15 protein-coding genes are annotated in these 14,870 nt (G+C 33.0%); 3 read left to right on the top strand and 12 right to left on the bottom strand.

Going from position 1 to position 14,870, the window contains the following annotated elements:
* Positions 1-55 precede the first annotated feature (55 nt).
* Entirely contained in the window at positions 56-448 is a 393-nt protein-coding gene (locus VB798_RS20975; protein WP_323689196.1) for a MarR family winged helix-turn-helix transcriptional regulator, read from the top strand.
* A 94-nt stretch (positions 449-542) separates the two neighbouring features.
* Here the strand turns inward: VB798_RS20975 and VB798_RS20970 are convergent, their stop codons facing one another.
* The 12 genes from VB798_RS20970 to VB798_RS20915 form a co-directional block, all read right to left on the bottom strand.
* Positions 543-1,607, bottom strand: coding sequence for an asparaginase (locus VB798_RS20970; protein WP_323689195.1), 1,065 nt, complete (start codon positions 1,605-1,607; stop codon positions 543-545).
* A gap of 48 nt (positions 1,608-1,655) precedes the next feature.
* On the bottom strand, positions 1,656-2,435 hold the full coding sequence (locus VB798_RS20965; RefSeq protein ID WP_323689194.1) for a TatD family hydrolase: 780 nt from the start codon (positions 2,433-2,435) through the stop codon (positions 1,656-1,658).
* Positions 2,436-2,555: 120 nt separating this feature from the next.
* Positions 2,556-3,566 (bottom strand): glycosyltransferase, encoded by a 1,011-nt coding sequence (locus VB798_RS20960; RefSeq protein WP_323689193.1) that lies wholly within the window; start codon positions 3,564-3,566, stop codon positions 2,556-2,558.
* A 15-nt stretch (positions 3,567-3,581) separates the two neighbouring features.
* Positions 3,582-4,226, bottom strand: coding sequence for a polysaccharide deacetylase family protein (locus VB798_RS20955; RefSeq protein WP_323689192.1), 645 nt, complete (start codon positions 4,224-4,226; stop codon positions 3,582-3,584).
* Positions 4,227-4,354: 128 nt separating this feature from the next.
* A complete protein-coding gene (locus tag VB798_RS20950; RefSeq protein WP_323689191.1) occupies positions 4,355-5,002 on the bottom strand; it encodes a hypothetical protein in 648 nt (215 codons plus the stop codon).
* Positions 5,003-5,026: 24 nt separating this feature from the next.
* Positions 5,027-5,974: a hypothetical protein gene (locus VB798_RS20945; protein ID WP_323689190.1), complete on the bottom strand. Its 948-nt coding sequence runs from the start codon at positions 5,972-5,974 to the stop codon at positions 5,027-5,029.
* Between the two features lie 39 nt (positions 5,975-6,013).
* Positions 6,014-6,910: a CsgG/HfaB family protein gene (locus tag VB798_RS20940; protein WP_323689189.1), complete on the bottom strand. Its 897-nt coding sequence runs from the start codon at positions 6,908-6,910 to the stop codon at positions 6,014-6,016.
* 17 nt (positions 6,911-6,927) lie between these two features.
* Entirely contained in the window at positions 6,928-7,812 is an 885-nt protein-coding gene (locus tag VB798_RS20935) for a DUF6175 family protein (protein WP_323689188.1), read from the bottom strand.
* Between the two features lie 94 nt (positions 7,813-7,906).
* On the bottom strand, positions 7,907-8,371 hold the full coding sequence (locus VB798_RS20930; protein ID WP_323689187.1) for a hypothetical protein: 465 nt from the start codon (positions 8,369-8,371) through the stop codon (positions 7,907-7,909).
* Positions 8,372-8,375: 4 nt separating this feature from the next.
* The gene (locus VB798_RS20925) at positions 8,376-10,322 is read right to left on the bottom strand and encodes a tetratricopeptide repeat protein (RefSeq protein ID WP_323689186.1); all 1,947 of its coding nucleotides are present in this window, start codon (positions 10,320-10,322) and stop codon (positions 8,376-8,378) included.
* Positions 10,323-10,596: 274 nt separating this feature from the next.
* Positions 10,597-11,709 (bottom strand): glycosyltransferase, encoded by a 1,113-nt coding sequence (locus VB798_RS20920; protein WP_323689185.1) that lies wholly within the window; start codon positions 11,707-11,709, stop codon positions 10,597-10,599.
* 193 nt (positions 11,710-11,902) lie between these two features.
* Positions 11,903-12,898: a lysylphosphatidylglycerol synthase transmembrane domain-containing protein gene (locus VB798_RS20915; protein ID WP_323689184.1), complete on the bottom strand. Its 996-nt coding sequence runs from the start codon at positions 12,896-12,898 to the stop codon at positions 11,903-11,905.
* Between the two features lie 40 nt (positions 12,899-12,938).
* On the opposite strand from VB798_RS20915, the gene ruvC reads away from it, so the two are divergent.
* The gene (ruvC, locus tag VB798_RS20910) at positions 12,939-13,502 is read left to right on the top strand and encodes a crossover junction endodeoxyribonuclease RuvC (protein WP_323689183.1); all 564 of its coding nucleotides are present in this window, start codon (positions 12,939-12,941) and stop codon (positions 13,500-13,502) included.
* 156 nt (positions 13,503-13,658) lie between these two features.
* Complete coding sequence (locus VB798_RS20905) at positions 13,659-14,831, top strand: hypothetical protein (protein ID WP_323689182.1); 1,173 nt, start codon at positions 13,659-13,661, stop codon at positions 14,829-14,831.
* Positions 14,832-14,870 lie beyond the last annotated feature (39 nt).

Here is a 14,870-nt window from a genome sequence, read left to right as displayed (position 1 = left end):
TATGACTACCAATCCAGCAGATAACAGAGCTTATTTTTTCAAAATTGACACAACAATGAAAAAAATAAGGCTCATCCTCCAAAAAAAATTAGATGATGCCAATATTGACCTAACTGTTGACCAATGGGTTTTACTTGACCATATTAAAAGACACGAAGAATTTGGGATTAGTCAGAATGAATTAGCTGAAATGACTGTTAAGGACGCCCCTACCGTTACTAGAATCATTGATTTATTAGTAAAAAAAGGGTTTGCTGAAAGGAAAATGGCAACAATCGACCGTCGCCGATTTATGATTACACTTACAAATGCAGGAAGAGAGAAATTTGAGCAGGCTTACCCAATTGTTGTAGAAGTAAGAAGAAAAGGCTGGGGAGATTTATCGGAAGAAGATTATAAAAATTTTGTAAAAATTCTTGATACTATTTATTCTAACATTACACATTGATAGCGAGTCCGTTTAAAATTTATGATTTTCTTATTAGCTGGAGAATTAATTCTCCAGCTAATAAGAAAATACTTGGTGATTGAAATTTTGCTGACTAAGACATTTCTCCAGCAATTGAATATCTCAAATTCTTCTTTTTCTCAGCAAAATAAGTATCTTGACCAAGTACGTACATCAATTTGGTAATCGCTGCTTCAGTCGTTAAATCTGCTCCACTTACTACTCCAATTTCTTGCAAGTATTGGCTTGTCTGGTAATGACCTTGGATTACTCTTCCGCCGTTACATTGTGAAACATTATAAATGATAATTCCTTTGTCGATGAATTCTTTCATTAAATCCAAAAACCATTGAACAGTCGGTGCATTTCCCGAACCAAAAGTTTCCATAACAACGCCTTTTAATCCTTCTATTCCTAAAATACTTCTCACAACTTTTTCCGAAATACCTGGAAAAATTTTCAGAATTACCACATTTTCATCCAATTTCTCATGCACAATCAATTTTGCATTGGGATGATGATGCTTGATATAAGGTTTGTTGTACTCTATTTTCACGCCAGCTTCCGCTAAAACTGGATAATTTTCTGATTCAAAAGCATTGAATTGAACACTTTCACTTTTCCTTGCACGATTGCCCCGCAATAAAACAGAATTAAAATAAATACAAACTTCTGAAATAATTGGTTGGTTATTGAGCCTCGCTGCTGCAATTTCAAGTGCAGTAATAAAATTTTCTTTAGCATCTGTTCTAGCTACTCCAATTGGCAATTGTGCACCGGTCAAAATAACTGGCTTGTTCAAATTTTCCAATAAATAACTCAAAGCAGAAGCCGTGTAAGCCATAGTATCTGTACCATGAAGAATGACGAAAGAGTCATACTCATGATATTTTTCACCAATGATTTTTGCTAAAGTAACCCAAACAGAAGGATTCATATTGGAAGAATCCAATAGTGTTTCAAAAGTAAGTACTGAAATATCAAAATCTAAACGAGCCATTTCTGGTAAATTTTCAGGAATTTGAGCAAAATCAAAAGGTACTAAACCATCCGATTTGGCATCATAAACCATTCCTAAAGTTCCTCCAGTGTAAATTACGAGTACTTTTACATCGTCTTTACTATCTGATTTCGTATTAATTTTTATAATATTATACATAGTATAATTTAGTTGTTGTGAATGATGAATAGCATTTATAAACTTAATTTATTGACATAAGTTAAGCGCATTTTGTGTACTTTGTTCAATTACTTTTTCTACGGGAATTTGCATTAAATCGGCTACTTTTTGAGCAATAATAGAAAGATACGATGGCTCATTTCTTTTTCCTCTGTACGGAACTGGCGCTAAATAAGGGGCATCCGTTTCTAAGACAATTGATATTAAATCAATATGCGGAAGAATTTTATCCAATCCCCCATTTTTGAAAGTAACCACGCCACCAATTCCCAACAAAAAATCTAATTCTATGGCTTTTTGTGCTTCCTCTAAAGTACCTGTAAAGCAATGAAAAATACCTTTTAAATTGGGGTCAGCATTTTTTTCTATCAAATTTACAGTTTCCAAAAAAGCATTTCTTGAATGAATATCAATCCATAAATTATGTTTTTTTGCTAGTTGACATTGATATAAAAAGGCTTCCTCTTGCTGTTTTACAAAGGTTTTATCCCAATATAAATCCATCCCAATCTCGCCGATAGCAATAAATTTGTACTTATTTAACCAATCTTCCACGATGGCTAATTCTTTTTCAAAATCTTCTTTTACATAACATGGATGTAAACCCATCATCGGAAAACATTGATTTGGATACTTTTCTGCCAAAGCCATCATTCCTCCGATTGTTTCTGAGGCACAATTTGGCATCCAAATTTGCGAAACACCAGATGAAAAAGCTTTTTCCAGCATTTCGTCACGGTCTTCTAAATAAGTTTCATCATAAATATGGGCGTGCGTTTCAATAATTTGTAAGGATGAATGATTCATTTGATATTTTAATTTGGCTTTAAGCGATAGGATTTAGGCTATAAGCTTTTGATTTTTAAAGAAATAAACTGAAAGTACAGATTTGAAAATTTAAAACGTAGTCAAATCTACCAAATCTTTTCAACGATAGATTCTTCCTTTCCAATCCACCGCAACGGGCGAATAATAGAAAAGTATCATCGTTAATTGCCAGCAATTGGCATAGATTTCATACAAAAGTAAATGTTTTATTAAGTGAAATCGCCTTAATTTTAAAATTGTTGGCAAGACTGTAATACTTTGGTTCAGCCATTTGATAAACCATAAAGTACCAGCCAACTGCCAAGAAAAAGTAAAACCTATCACTATTAAAATCGGTAACAATAAAGCTTGCAAGAAAAGTAAAGTAACAATCCACCACGGGCATTGTAATGCGCCAACCATCCAACGTTTTCTCTGATGCAAGAATTCTTTTATGTTTATCATCGGTAAAGTTTGGTTGAATACTTTACGATTAATGGTATTTTTGAAACCAAATCCGTTTTTGACTACTTCATGGAAAAGTGCAAAATCTTCCGTAATCGAAAAAGGTATTTTAGCATAGCCACCCGTAGCTTCATAAGCCTTGCGAGTAATAGCAGAATTATTACCTAAACCCGTCAAAGGAATTTTTAAATCTGCCGCAATTTTCAATAAAGTAAGCGCATGAAGCCAGTCGATTGACTGAAAGTGATGCCAGACGTTTGTCCCTTTAATATCTGTAATACCAACTTGATGACCAATGTTTTCGTCAGCTTCAAAATTGGCAATCATTCCTTCAATCCAATCAGGATTTACCGTTACGTCGGCATCGCAAATCAAAAAATATTTTCCCGTAGAATATTCATAAAGATTTGCTAACACATTGGCTTTCCCACGTTGATTATTGATTACATTCTGAATATCAATAAGTTGAAAATAAGATTTGTCTTTTATAAAATCTTTAACCAAAGCTTTTGTTTGGTCTTCTGACTGGTCATTTCCAATTAATACTTGTAGCTTTTCTTTGGGATAATGGACTTTATCGATAGAACGAAGGCAATTTAAAATTGTATCTTCTTCGTTTCTGGCAGCAATCCAGACGGTAATATTAGGCTGTTGTGAAGTATTCATTCAATCCATTTAGGTTTACAATGCCTTAAAAGTAAAACCTTTTTCTGAGAAATGGGACAATACTCTTGGCAAAGCATAAGACATATTTGTGTTGGCTTTGATACTGTCATGAAATAAAACGATTGAACCGTTTTCTGTATGTTGTATTGTTTTCTTTAATACTTTTTCGGGCGATAATTCTTGTGAGAAATCCCCAGAAAGTACATCCCACATAATGATTTCGTGACTCGGCAAAATCACTTTCGCCTGACTTTTTTTAATTCTCCCATAAGGAGGACGAAATTTCTTTTTAGTGAGTAAAGAATCATATTTTATTTGAAAATCATTCTCCAAAATTGCCTCGCATTCTTTAAAATTCTTCAAATAAAGCTCATCTTCAGTTATCCAACCTTTCAAATGATTAAAAGTATGATTTCCAACTGCATGACCTTGTTTTATTATTTTTTGAAATACTTCAGGATGTTTTCTGACATTATCGCCGATACAAAAAAAAGTAGCTTTTGCCTGATACTTTGCCAATTCTTCCAAAACAAATTCCGTAATATCAGGAATTGGGCCATCATCAAAAGTCAAGTAAATTACTTTTTCATCACGCTTAATATTCCAGACAAAATCTGGATGCAAAGCCCGCATCAGGAAATTGGTTTTGTGGATAAACATGAGGTTTTTTATTAGTTGTCAAGCAGAATGTATGCAATTTAGGCATTTTATTGGTATTAGATAAAGTAAAATCCCTCCTAAATAGCTTACAAGCCTTTAAGAGGGATTTACAACAATAAGTAGTAAAATTAATTCGCCGAGTTATAATCGTTAATCATTTTAATCAAATCAATATTTTTAGTTACACCTTCTTTTACTTCAGCATTGTTATATTCTTTATCCTGATATTTTTTAGAAACATTAGCATTATCACTTATCAAAGCTTGTAAATCATTTAATTTACTGGCAGTACCAATCATAATACCCTCATTAGTAGCTGTTTTACGCAAAAAATAAGTATAATAATAATAGTTACCTTGCTTAGTTTCTCCATTTTCTATGATAGAAGACGAGTAGTAGATATACATATATAAATTGATTTTCCCTTTTGACAAAGGTTGCATAAATTTCAGACTCTTTCCACCTTTCACATCATTAAAGTCAACCTTCTCAAATAATTTATCATTAATTTGAAACCCAATACATTCTTTAGGTACCGACCTCATAATTTTTGAGCCACCCTTTTCTATATAAACCACATCACCATAACCAATTTCACGAATTGAGATGCGTATATAGGTATCAAAAATCACCTCTGTCTTGGAGGCATCTTTATTGATGATAAATCCCGGTATTTTAGTTTCAGACCAATTTACTTCCTTAAATGGTATTTGTGCATTACTGGTAAAAACAAATAAAATTAACAGACTGCATAAAATTGTAGTAATCTTTTTCATAATGATTTTTAATTAAAATGTAATTTAACGTGTAACATTTTGGTAATAGTAATGTGGAAGATTCATTGAGTGGCTAATCAAAAATTGACTCATCAAATCCAAACGACGCTTTTCTATCTCAGCAGAATCCATAAAGATTTTATTTAATAAATCCCATTTACGTTTATTATCTGCTTCAACTTGCCCGCTTGCTTGCTGAATTACCTGTAATGCCTCTGCTTTGCATGACGAAGATGGGTCAATCATAGCGATGATATTTAGTCCTTCTTCAAATTGACGATTCGCAATCTTTGCCTTCGCATTCAAAAGCATTTGATTACAATTTTGATTTTGATATAACTTAAATGCCTCTACTGCTTTAGTGATTGCTTGTTGATAACAGTCAACTTCAGAAGGAACGCTTAATAAACTAACCAAAGCCTGTTCGTATCTATTCATTTTCATCATTTGCTCAGCTTGAGTAATAATACTAGAACATCTTTGATTGTAATAAGTTATGGCTTTTTGCTTTGCTTTATCTAGAAACCCAACTACATTCGGTTCATCTAGTTTGGCATTCGAAATCATGTTGTTCAAAGCTAAATCATAGGTTTTCCCGCTCCCCTTCATTTTTTTTGTAATTGAAGAAAAGACTAACTTATTATCTAGCTGTTTTACATACAAACTTAAGTCTGCTTCAACGACCGTGATATTTTGTACCCCAGCATTCACCGTCTGTTGATTATACAATTTAATGACAGGATATAACACTAAGTTATTTTGAATATTTAATGAAGCAATTCCATTCTGAGTTAGTACATCTATTAAATTATCATGCAATCTTCGGAGGTGGGTATTACTAAGCCCCCCATCAACTTCCTCAGGCATTACTAAGGCAAAACTGATATTATTAGATTGTCCAAAACCTGTTAATAAAGAGCTTAAGAACAATATAATAAAATGAACACATGAATTACTAAAGTATCTTTTCATATTGATAGATGCACTTTTAAATTTTAAGCAAATTGAACATTATTTAACAAAAGCTTTCAGTACTATTCCTTTGTCTATCCTATCCTTTATCTCTAAGCCACCTTCCTTTACTTCACAAATAGCAAAATTTTCATCCTCCACTTTTATCACTTCTACTTTACCAATTTCTTTTTTTCTGATTAATTCATTGCCGTCTACAACAACTTTTAAAAATTCAATGATTGATAATTCTTTTCTTGAGCTAAGCCCAATACCAGAACCCCCAGCTATTAATATTTTAACGGCACCTTTCTTTTTATGTGTTTCTTGAACTTCTACAACAGATACCATCGTGGGAAAAACTCTTTTTATCCAGTTTTTCAATCCACAACTTAGATTACTCATAGCATTCCGCAACGCTTCGTCTGTAGAATTACCATTTCCAGCTACATCACATGATGAATTCATTAATTGTTTAAAGAAACCTCCTTCAACGGATGCGTTAGAAGAACCACGCCCAAACGTTTCTGCTTGAAGTACTTCACTTGTTTCTACATCAATCAACTTAACAGACACCAATATAGATGCTGAATACTGATATTTTTTAAATTCAACTGAATACGCACTTGTCGTAGCCACGCTTACTAACTGTCCTGTTACGATGTATTTTGCACCTAATGTTTTACCTTGCTCTATTACTTTGCTATCAAGGAAATCTTCTGTTTTCTGAAGCTCCTGCTCAGCTTTAATAGCCTGAAGTTTCGTACGATCTACCACAGTAAACCTTCCCGCTTTCACAAATTCATTGGCTACAATTTCGTTGATTTGCTCAACATAGTTTCTCTCACGATAAGAAGGATATGTAAAATAGGTTATACCGATAGTAATTTTTTCATTTTGAGCTACCAATGAAAATGTTGACAAAAACAATATTGAAAAAAGTATAATTTTATTCATAAGATATGCTAGACTTATTATTTGAATGTTATAAAGATGGTATTTCCTTTTATCAGTCGTTCAACTTTTAGTTTTTTGTCTGGTTTTTCTGAAGGAAACAACGTGTTACAAAATCTAAAAATATCAAGAGAATACCTTGTTGTAGTAAGCATTTTACCACTAGCATCTAATCTAGGTACTCTGATAACATCAAACAGTACTTTTAAATCTGTTACCCCCTGAATGTGATAGTTTTTTGTATGTTCTGCAACCCATAATTCTAACGCATCTGAAAGTGGCAGCTTTTCGTTGGTTACTTCACTACTCATTTTTATATCAGCAGAAGCTGCTAAATTAAACTCTAATGAAAGATATCGACCGTTTTCTATAATGTCAGTAAACTTTTGTTGCATCACATTCAGAAAATCTTCTATGACTGAGTCATTGGCTCTGGCAGCTAATTTCCCGATGTCTTGCGAGTAAAATTTACCTGAAAAGCCTACTTTATTTGATAACGTTGAAGAGGTTGACGATTCGTAAGAATTCAATATTAGCTTTACTTCATTTCCAATATTTGATTCGAGGAAATTGTATTCTACTTCCACACAAATATCAGCCCCAGACGATTGAATAATTTGAGTTTTCAAGTCACTTTGGGCTTCACTATTCAATACTTCATTCACTGCTAAATTTCTTACTTTCGACAAAAAGTCGATAGTAGAGTATCCTCTTTTATCAAAAGCCTCTTTCACTTTTGCCATTACTAACCTAGTATTCACATCATCTTCTACTAGCGTACGGATATTTTGTCCTTCTTTAAAAAATGGGAAAACCATAATCGTTGGTCTTACAATTACATTTTTTTCTGAACTAGGCGTTTCATTTGTTTTAACATCAGTCTTATTCTGAGCAAAACCAGCCATAGCAACAAAACTTAGGAATATTATTAAGCTTATTTTTTTACACATAGTCATCAGTGGAAAATTCTAGGGAATTAAACTTGGATATTTATTTTGATTAATATCCAAATTTTCTAATTACTTGATTTTGTTCCATGTAGCGTCTCAGTGCTGTATGGTTAACCGTAATGTTAAAATTAAGGACTCTGCCACCTCCCGTTACTCTTTGTTTTAGATATTCAAGCCTATCTACTCGAGTAATGAATTGATCATACTCTTTATTATTAAAGAATATTTTTAAAGCAGGATGGGTTTGCATTTCTGCTTTATTTTCAACCATTGGTAAACGATATGCCTCTGTAGAAGACGATGGGAGACCTACGAACAAAATGCTTTCAAACACTTTGGTTTTAGCATCTTGCTCTATTTCAGGAAGATTCTTGCCAACTCCAGCCACATGGACTCTTATTAATCCTGTGTTCTCCTCTGAAACAAAACTAACCTGATTGGCATTTGGTTGCCTAACGACACACGATGAGATAAAAACTGTGAACGCCGAAAAAATGCAGAACCATTTTAACATATTATTATTGAGTTTGTAATAGTTTTAAAACAAATGCAGGATAACTATTTTTATTAATGTCTTCTATCAACTTAGTATTTTGGGGTTCTCTAGTCAAGTTTACTTCACTTTGAAAAAGAGGCGAATAAGCATTAAGTAATTGAGCGAAATCTCCTTTTACTTCTTCAGACAAATTAGATTGCTCTGTTACAGTTTTCAATCTCCTAAAACTTGATTTTGCTAAATCATAGGCTTGGTTATTACAATTATTATCATTGAATAAACCATGAGTTCCATAATTCAATGTTTTTTGCATATCTGCAAGTAATGTCAAGATGATTTTCTTATCCTGATTTTTATTCAGTACTAAGTCTAAGCAATCATTTGTCATATCTTTCAGCAAATTAATAGGGTCAACCATTAGGCTCTGTAACTTTGCAGGGTCAGAAGGTATCATGTAGCTTGTCATGATTTCTTTAACCGTTATTTCTCCATACACTGAAAGCAAAGTTTTCATTTTCGTTGAAGATTGCTTATCAAGTTTACCTCCTACGTTATTATACTCTGTTTTGAATTTTTCTAATTGAGTTCCCATCTCCAAAGCAGCATTGGAAGAACAACCATTCACACTTAACGATTTGCTAATTAATTGGTAATTAGCGAATGATTCATTCATACTAATTATTAAATCAGCTAAAGGCTTATCAAAAACTACAGAACTTTTTTTATTGCCCATTTTACCTAATAATCCACCGATGGAATTGACAGTCTTATCTAAGTCTAGCATACCTGATCTGGCTACAGGTTGGTTAGCACTAGCAACTTCTCTAGCAACTTGTTCTTGAATAGCTTTATCTTTTAAGGCACTTAATCTAGCTTGTTCTTCTTCCTGCTGAAAAGTAGTTAATGGAGGTGCAGTGGCATTGCTCACATCTCGGACATAATGACTACTCTTTATTTCTCCCGACAATACCCTTTTCATTCTCTCGCTACCAGCTTTAAGATCTTTAGCATCAGACTTATCGTAATCGTTGGCAACAAGCCCATCACAACAGCGAATGGCATTGTCATAGTCTTCTAACCAATAGTAAATAATTGCCATGTTGTACCATGCTGCATATCTTAACTTACGCTCTGGTTTTTCGTCTTTTGCATATTTAACTAATATGCTGTCGTAATAAGCAATGGCAGGTTTTACCTTTGATAAGCTCAAAGGTGTTTCTGTTGTCATTTCTGCTATCGCAGCTTTTACATCATTACACACCTTTTTAAACTGTTCATTTTCTGGATGTTTTGGAGAGTCTGTCGACCACAGAATATCGTTAACTGTTCGAGGAACATAACCTATTTCATAATTTAATCTTCCTTCAAAAGTAGAGAGCCTTTCAGATATAAAGCCGCCAAGTAGGCCTCTTTTTACAGATGAGCCATTCTCTTTCCAATAGTTTTCTAAGGCTGTAGAAGTACTGTAAGATCCTGACTCGTAAGTTTTGTAACTAAGAATTCCTTCAGCCAATGAGCCATCCTTCACTATTTTCCCATTTAAATCTGTAATGGTATATTTCATCGGAACCAGATACTTGAATGTTATTTTGTAGGAAACCGTAATTGTTTCCTTCCCATCCTTATCCTTTGATTTTTCTTCTTTCTTAACCACTTCGGGTTTACCCATATCGTATCCATCAATTTGTACTTTAATGGATATATGCCCCCCTGTAGTAACTCTTTTAAAACCACTAATTTTGAAATAAACTGCTTCCAAATCACTTTCACGATTTGTATATCCTGCATCATTTAAGTTGATACCATTAGCAATAAACTTTGTTGAAAATGTAGTAAATTCTACTGGAAGAGGGTTTGAAGGAAGTTGAAGATAAGATGCTTTGATAGCATATTTATCTAAATCAATTTTTTGTGCAGTTAGTAAGCTTGAACAAAATAATAAAAGCATTAGTGAATAAAATTTTCTCATGAGGGTAGTTTAAATTAAGTTAGCAGAATATTATGAACAAATATAGTTCGAAAACAAATCGAACAAAGTATAAATGCTAAATATTTTTTATAGTTACTTAATAACATTAACTTCATAGTAGAAGCGAGTACTCTTTGTAAGTACTGCTTTCATTTGTTTATACATTTAGACAACTATTTTCAACAGATTTCTATGTATTAACAATGAAGGTAAGACAAACCATTCGGTTGAGTACCGAAATAACTAAAGTTGTCATATCTTCGCTTAGCATTAACTACTCCAACCTCCTACCCTTCCAACGATAACCTTTTCCTTGTGCCAATAAACCAAAAAACACTACATAAAATGGATAAATAACTTGAACGATTGGAATGTAAACTACTTTGTTTTTATAGCCTAAAAACTTGATTACTGCATACAAAAAGAAGAATTCTGCTGAGAATTTTAAAAACAAAATTCCTATCCCAAAATATCCGTTTATCAAACAGTAAGCTGCTAAAACACTCAAATTTGCTAAGAAAATAAAGATGGCTAAAGCTGTTACTTGCCAATTATCATAATGTTTCCATTTACTTGCCCAACGTCGTCTTTGTTGATAAAAGTGCGCTAAATCCTCTTGCGATTCTGTTCTGACAATGGCTTCAAAATCAGGATTAAAAAATACCTTCTCTGGATACTTCTGGGCGATTTTGTGCATTAAAAATTCATCATCACCCGAAGCTACGTTTTCATTTCCTGCAAAACCATTTACTTCTTCAAACACTTCACGAGTATAAGCCAAATTGGCTGCGTTGCACATATTTGGCTTTTGTAAATACATCGCACAAGCTCCTGAACCTATCAAACTGGCAAATTCTATGATTTGGATGGTGTTCCAGAAAGTATTGGTTTCAGTAAAAGTAACGGGCGAACTGATTAATTTGGCATGTTTTGATTTATATAATTGCTGAATTGACATAAGCCAATTCGGAGAAACACTACAATCTCCATCGGTAGTTATCAATAATTCACCTGAAGAAATTTCAATACTTTTTTGAATCGCTCTTTTCTTGGGCGAAGTACTGGCATCATTCAATAAATTTAAGATTTTGAGCGAGTACTTTGCTTCTTCTTGAAATGCTAAAACAATATTTTCGGTATTGTCAGTCGAACCATCGTTGGCTACGATTACTTCAAAATTCTCAGCAGGATAACTTTGTTGGTTTAGGTCTTGGAGTAATTGTAAAATATTTCTTTCTTCGTTCCGAACAGGAATGATTACCGTCAGTTTTGTGTCTTTGTCACTTGGAAATACTTTATGTTTCACTTTCAATTCTTTCCAAACGGCTATTAATAACAGATTGAAAATAAAGTAAAAACTGGTTATTATTAAAATGATAAAGAGCATATCCTTTAATTTGAAAATTTTATGATTTGAAAATTTGAAAATGAAAACTCAGTTTGAAAGTTTGAAGATTTGATGATGAAAATGAAAACTAGAGAATTTATAAATTACGAATTGAAAAGCTTATAAACTAACTTTCAAATCTTCAAATCAAAAAAACTCATCTTCAAATTTTCAAATTAGAAGACTCACATTTTCAAATTGAAACCCTTGTTTTAAGCACTAAAATACTTCCTACCAATACTGGAAATAGAATATTGATTAACCAAAGTACAAAAGTAGCCGCAATCACAGCAGCAGTATTTACTTGATAAAAACTAAAAAAATAAATCGCTGAAAATTCTCTGATGCCTAAGTCTCCCAGAAAATTAATGGCAGGCACAATGGTTTTTACCAGAAAAATCAAACAAGAGATAGTCCATAAATCTAAGAGATTTAACTTAATTTGAAAAATTAATAAGACCAATACAAACTGTAAGGAAATCGTTAAATAACGCATCAAACCCCAGAAAAATACCTTTTTTACTTCTTGATTCGTAAAATGTTCTAAGATTTTTATCGTGTGAGCAAATCTCTTTAAAAATGGAATTTTTAAGATTAAAAGATAAAAAAGATGTCTTTTTTGATAAGCAAAAAAGCCCAAAAACAAGCTTATCGCCAAGACAATCACAATTACGGCATTAAAACCCAAAAATAACTGGTGTTGCGTTACTAAGAAATAGACAAAAGATAAAGTGCCAAATAACAGTGAAATATAAAACTGAATGCCATTCCCCAACAGAATTGCTCCAATACTTTCAGCTCTTTTTTGATGTTGAAATTTCCACATTCTTCCTGCATAATCACCTAAATTAGCTGGCGTGATAAAGCCTAAAGACAAGCCCATCAAAACGCCTTTGAAGGCTTCTTGAAAAGAAATATCTTCAATTTTCAAAGCTAATTGTTGCCATTTTTTTGCTTCAAATCCCCAGTTAAAAAAGATTAAGAGTATCAATAAAATGCCTTTCCATAGATTTTCCCAAACCAAAGCTTTCTGACATTCTACAATCAAGTCTCCAATATTTTGCTGTTTGTCTTTGAATGTTTTGTAAAGCATCCAAACGATGAGTACAAAAAGCAAAGTTTTGACCAACGAAAATAGTTTTTCAGATAAAATGCTTGTTTTAGGATTTGTTTCGTTGGTATTTTGCATGAAAAGATAAAGGCAGGGACGGAAATTTTTGTGCTAAGAAATGGTAAATAATACAGAGAAAATAATTTTAGGCGTTGACCCAGGCACTCGTTTTATGGGTTATGGTGTGATATTGGTTGAACGTAACGAAATGAAAGTTTTACAATATGGCGTTATCAATGTTAGCAAATATAGCACGCAGGAAATTAAGTTAAAGAAAATTTATGAACGAATCATTTCTGTCATAGAAGAATTTATGCCTGATGAAATGGCAATTGAAGCACCTTTTTTTGGTAAAAACGTACAATCGATGTTGAAATTAGGTAGAGCTCAAGGCGTTGTGATGGCAGCGGCTCTTTCTCGTGAAATTCCGATTGTAGAGTATTCCCCTAAAACAGTTAAACAATCGGTTACGGGTAATGGAAATGCTTCAAAAGAACAAGTTGCCCACATGTTAGACCAACTTTTGAAGATGAAATTAGATTCAAAAATGTTTGATGCAACCGATGCTTTGGGGATTGCGGTTTGTCATCATTTTCATGGTACAAGTATCATGGCAACGAATAAAGGGACGAAAAAAGGTTGGGGAGCTTTTGTAAATGAAAATCCTAATAGAATTAAATAAGTGAGGAATGGCGAGTTTGGAATGAGGAGTTGTTTATACTTACTTGATTTTCTGTAATTTAACTAATCATCTAAACATAATCATTTTGTGAAAAAATCTATACTTCTCAAAAACTTATCTTCTATCCTCTTATTATGGTTTTTAAGTCATTTTTCATTGGCTCAAATATCTAATAAAGAAGGCATTAGCACTATTAGCATTCATCCTTCGGTTACTTTATTTACTTTTGGTTTACCACAAAACACTTCGATTACAAATGGTTTTCAACAAGGCGCATTTTCTTATAATGTTTTTCCATTTACTGCTTTGCCGATTAATACAAGTGTAAATAGAGATGGGAAAACCGAACTTTACGGTTTAATTGGCTCTTTTGATTTGGGGATATCATATTCAAAACTTCTAAGGAACAATCGTATTTTCAAAACCGAAATCGGTGCTTATTATACTTCGTCTCCAAATAGTTACGCTATTAAAGACGAATACCATTATTTTGTAAGCGGGAAAGAATCAAGTATTTGGCAAAATACTTTAGAGTACTCTGGCTTTTCGGCAAGTGTAACATATACTTCAAAATCAAGGGGAAGAAGAGGTTTGGGAGAAGTAAGAAATTATCTGGAAATTGGAGGAAGAACGATGAATTTCTTGAGTCAATCCGCTAAAGAAAGCGAAGATTGGATTGCGAATGGACAAGGTTTCAGGATTGAAAGCAAAGTTGTCAATAGAACTAACAACATGGTTTTCTTTGAAATTGGCAAAACTTTTTGGCGACCAGCCAACGATATGCGTTCATTGAATATGGGCATCAGAGTTGGTATTCCTTTATCGCATTTTGTCGATAATACTTATTCAGGAATTATCAATAACCAAGTGGTAGCTTCTACTTCAGCCTTGGAAAACGGAGCTTACATCGGTTTTCAACTTTCATATCATTTACCAATCAAAACCATCACAAAATCTTACCTCGAACGAAAAGCAGATAAAATTTACTGCGAAATGGAGCGAAAAGTAAAAATCAAGCATCATTTCAAAGTAAGTAAAGATGAATTAAACATCGAACTTTTCGACCATGAAAATGAAGATGGCGATATTGTATCAGTGTGTTTCAACGGACAATATATACTTGAAAAACATTTATTGACCCGAAAATCTAAAGTATTGACGTTGAAATTAAAGACAAAACAGAAAAATATGCTCACGGTTTTCGCCAATAATACAGGAAATGAAGGAGCCAATACAACTGCCATTCGTTTCACCGTAAATGGCAAAAAAGAAGAGATAATTTTGTATGCGGATAAGAAAGAATCTGAGGGGATTTCTTTTGAATTGTGAGTTTTGAGTGCTGAGTTATGAATGAAAATTTCAGATTTA

Source organism: Arcicella lustrica, from assembly GCF_034930985.1.
GTDB classification, from domain to species: Bacteria; Bacteroidota; Bacteroidia; order Cytophagales; family Spirosomataceae; genus Arcicella; species Arcicella lustrica.
This window is presented reverse-complemented; position numbering and strand designations above follow the sequence as displayed.

Bases quoted from the DNA above. Each gene is read 5' to 3' on its own strand.
- VB798_RS20975 (WP_323689196.1), top strand. From the start codon at position 56: ATGAAAAAAATAAGGCTCATCCTCCAAAAAAAATTAGATGATGCCAAT.
- VB798_RS20970 (WP_323689195.1), bottom strand. From the start codon at position 1,607: ATGTATAATATTATAAAAATTAATACGAAATCAGATAGTAAAGACGAT.
- VB798_RS20965 (WP_323689194.1), bottom strand. From the start codon at position 2,435: ATGAATCATTCATCCTTACAAATTATTGAAACGCACGCCCATATTTAT.
- VB798_RS20960 (WP_323689193.1), bottom strand. From the start codon at position 3,566: ATGAATACTTCACAACAGCCTAATATTACCGTCTGGATTGCTGCCAGA.
- VB798_RS20955 (WP_323689192.1), bottom strand. From the start codon at position 4,226: ATGTTTATCCACAAAACCAATTTCCTGATGCGGGCTTTGCATCCAGAT.
- VB798_RS20950 (WP_323689191.1), bottom strand. From the start codon at position 5,002: ATGAAAAAGATTACTACAATTTTATGCAGTCTGTTAATTTTATTTGTT.
- VB798_RS20945 (WP_323689190.1), bottom strand. From the start codon at position 5,974: ATGAAAAGATACTTTAGTAATTCATGTGTTCATTTTATTATATTGTTC.
- VB798_RS20940 (WP_323689189.1), bottom strand. From the start codon at position 6,910: ATGAATAAAATTATACTTTTTTCAATATTGTTTTTGTCAACATTTTCA.
- VB798_RS20935 (WP_323689188.1), bottom strand. From the start codon at position 7,812: ATGGCTGGTTTTGCTCAGAATAAGACTGATGTTAAAACAAATGAAACG.
- VB798_RS20930 (WP_323689187.1), bottom strand. From the start codon at position 8,371: ATGTTAAAATGGTTCTGCATTTTTTCGGCGTTCACAGTTTTTATCTCA.
- VB798_RS20925 (WP_323689186.1), bottom strand. From the start codon at position 10,322: ATGAGAAAATTTTATTCACTAATGCTTTTATTATTTTGTTCAAGCTTA.
- VB798_RS20920 (WP_323689185.1), bottom strand. From the start codon at position 11,709: ATGCTCTTTATCATTTTAATAATAACCAGTTTTTACTTTATTTTCAAT.
- VB798_RS20915 (WP_323689184.1), bottom strand. From the start codon at position 12,898: ATGCAAAATACCAACGAAACAAATCCTAAAACAAGCATTTTATCTGAA.
- ruvC (WP_323689183.1), top strand. From the start codon at position 12,939: ATGGTAAATAATACAGAGAAAATAATTTTAGGCGTTGACCCAGGCACT.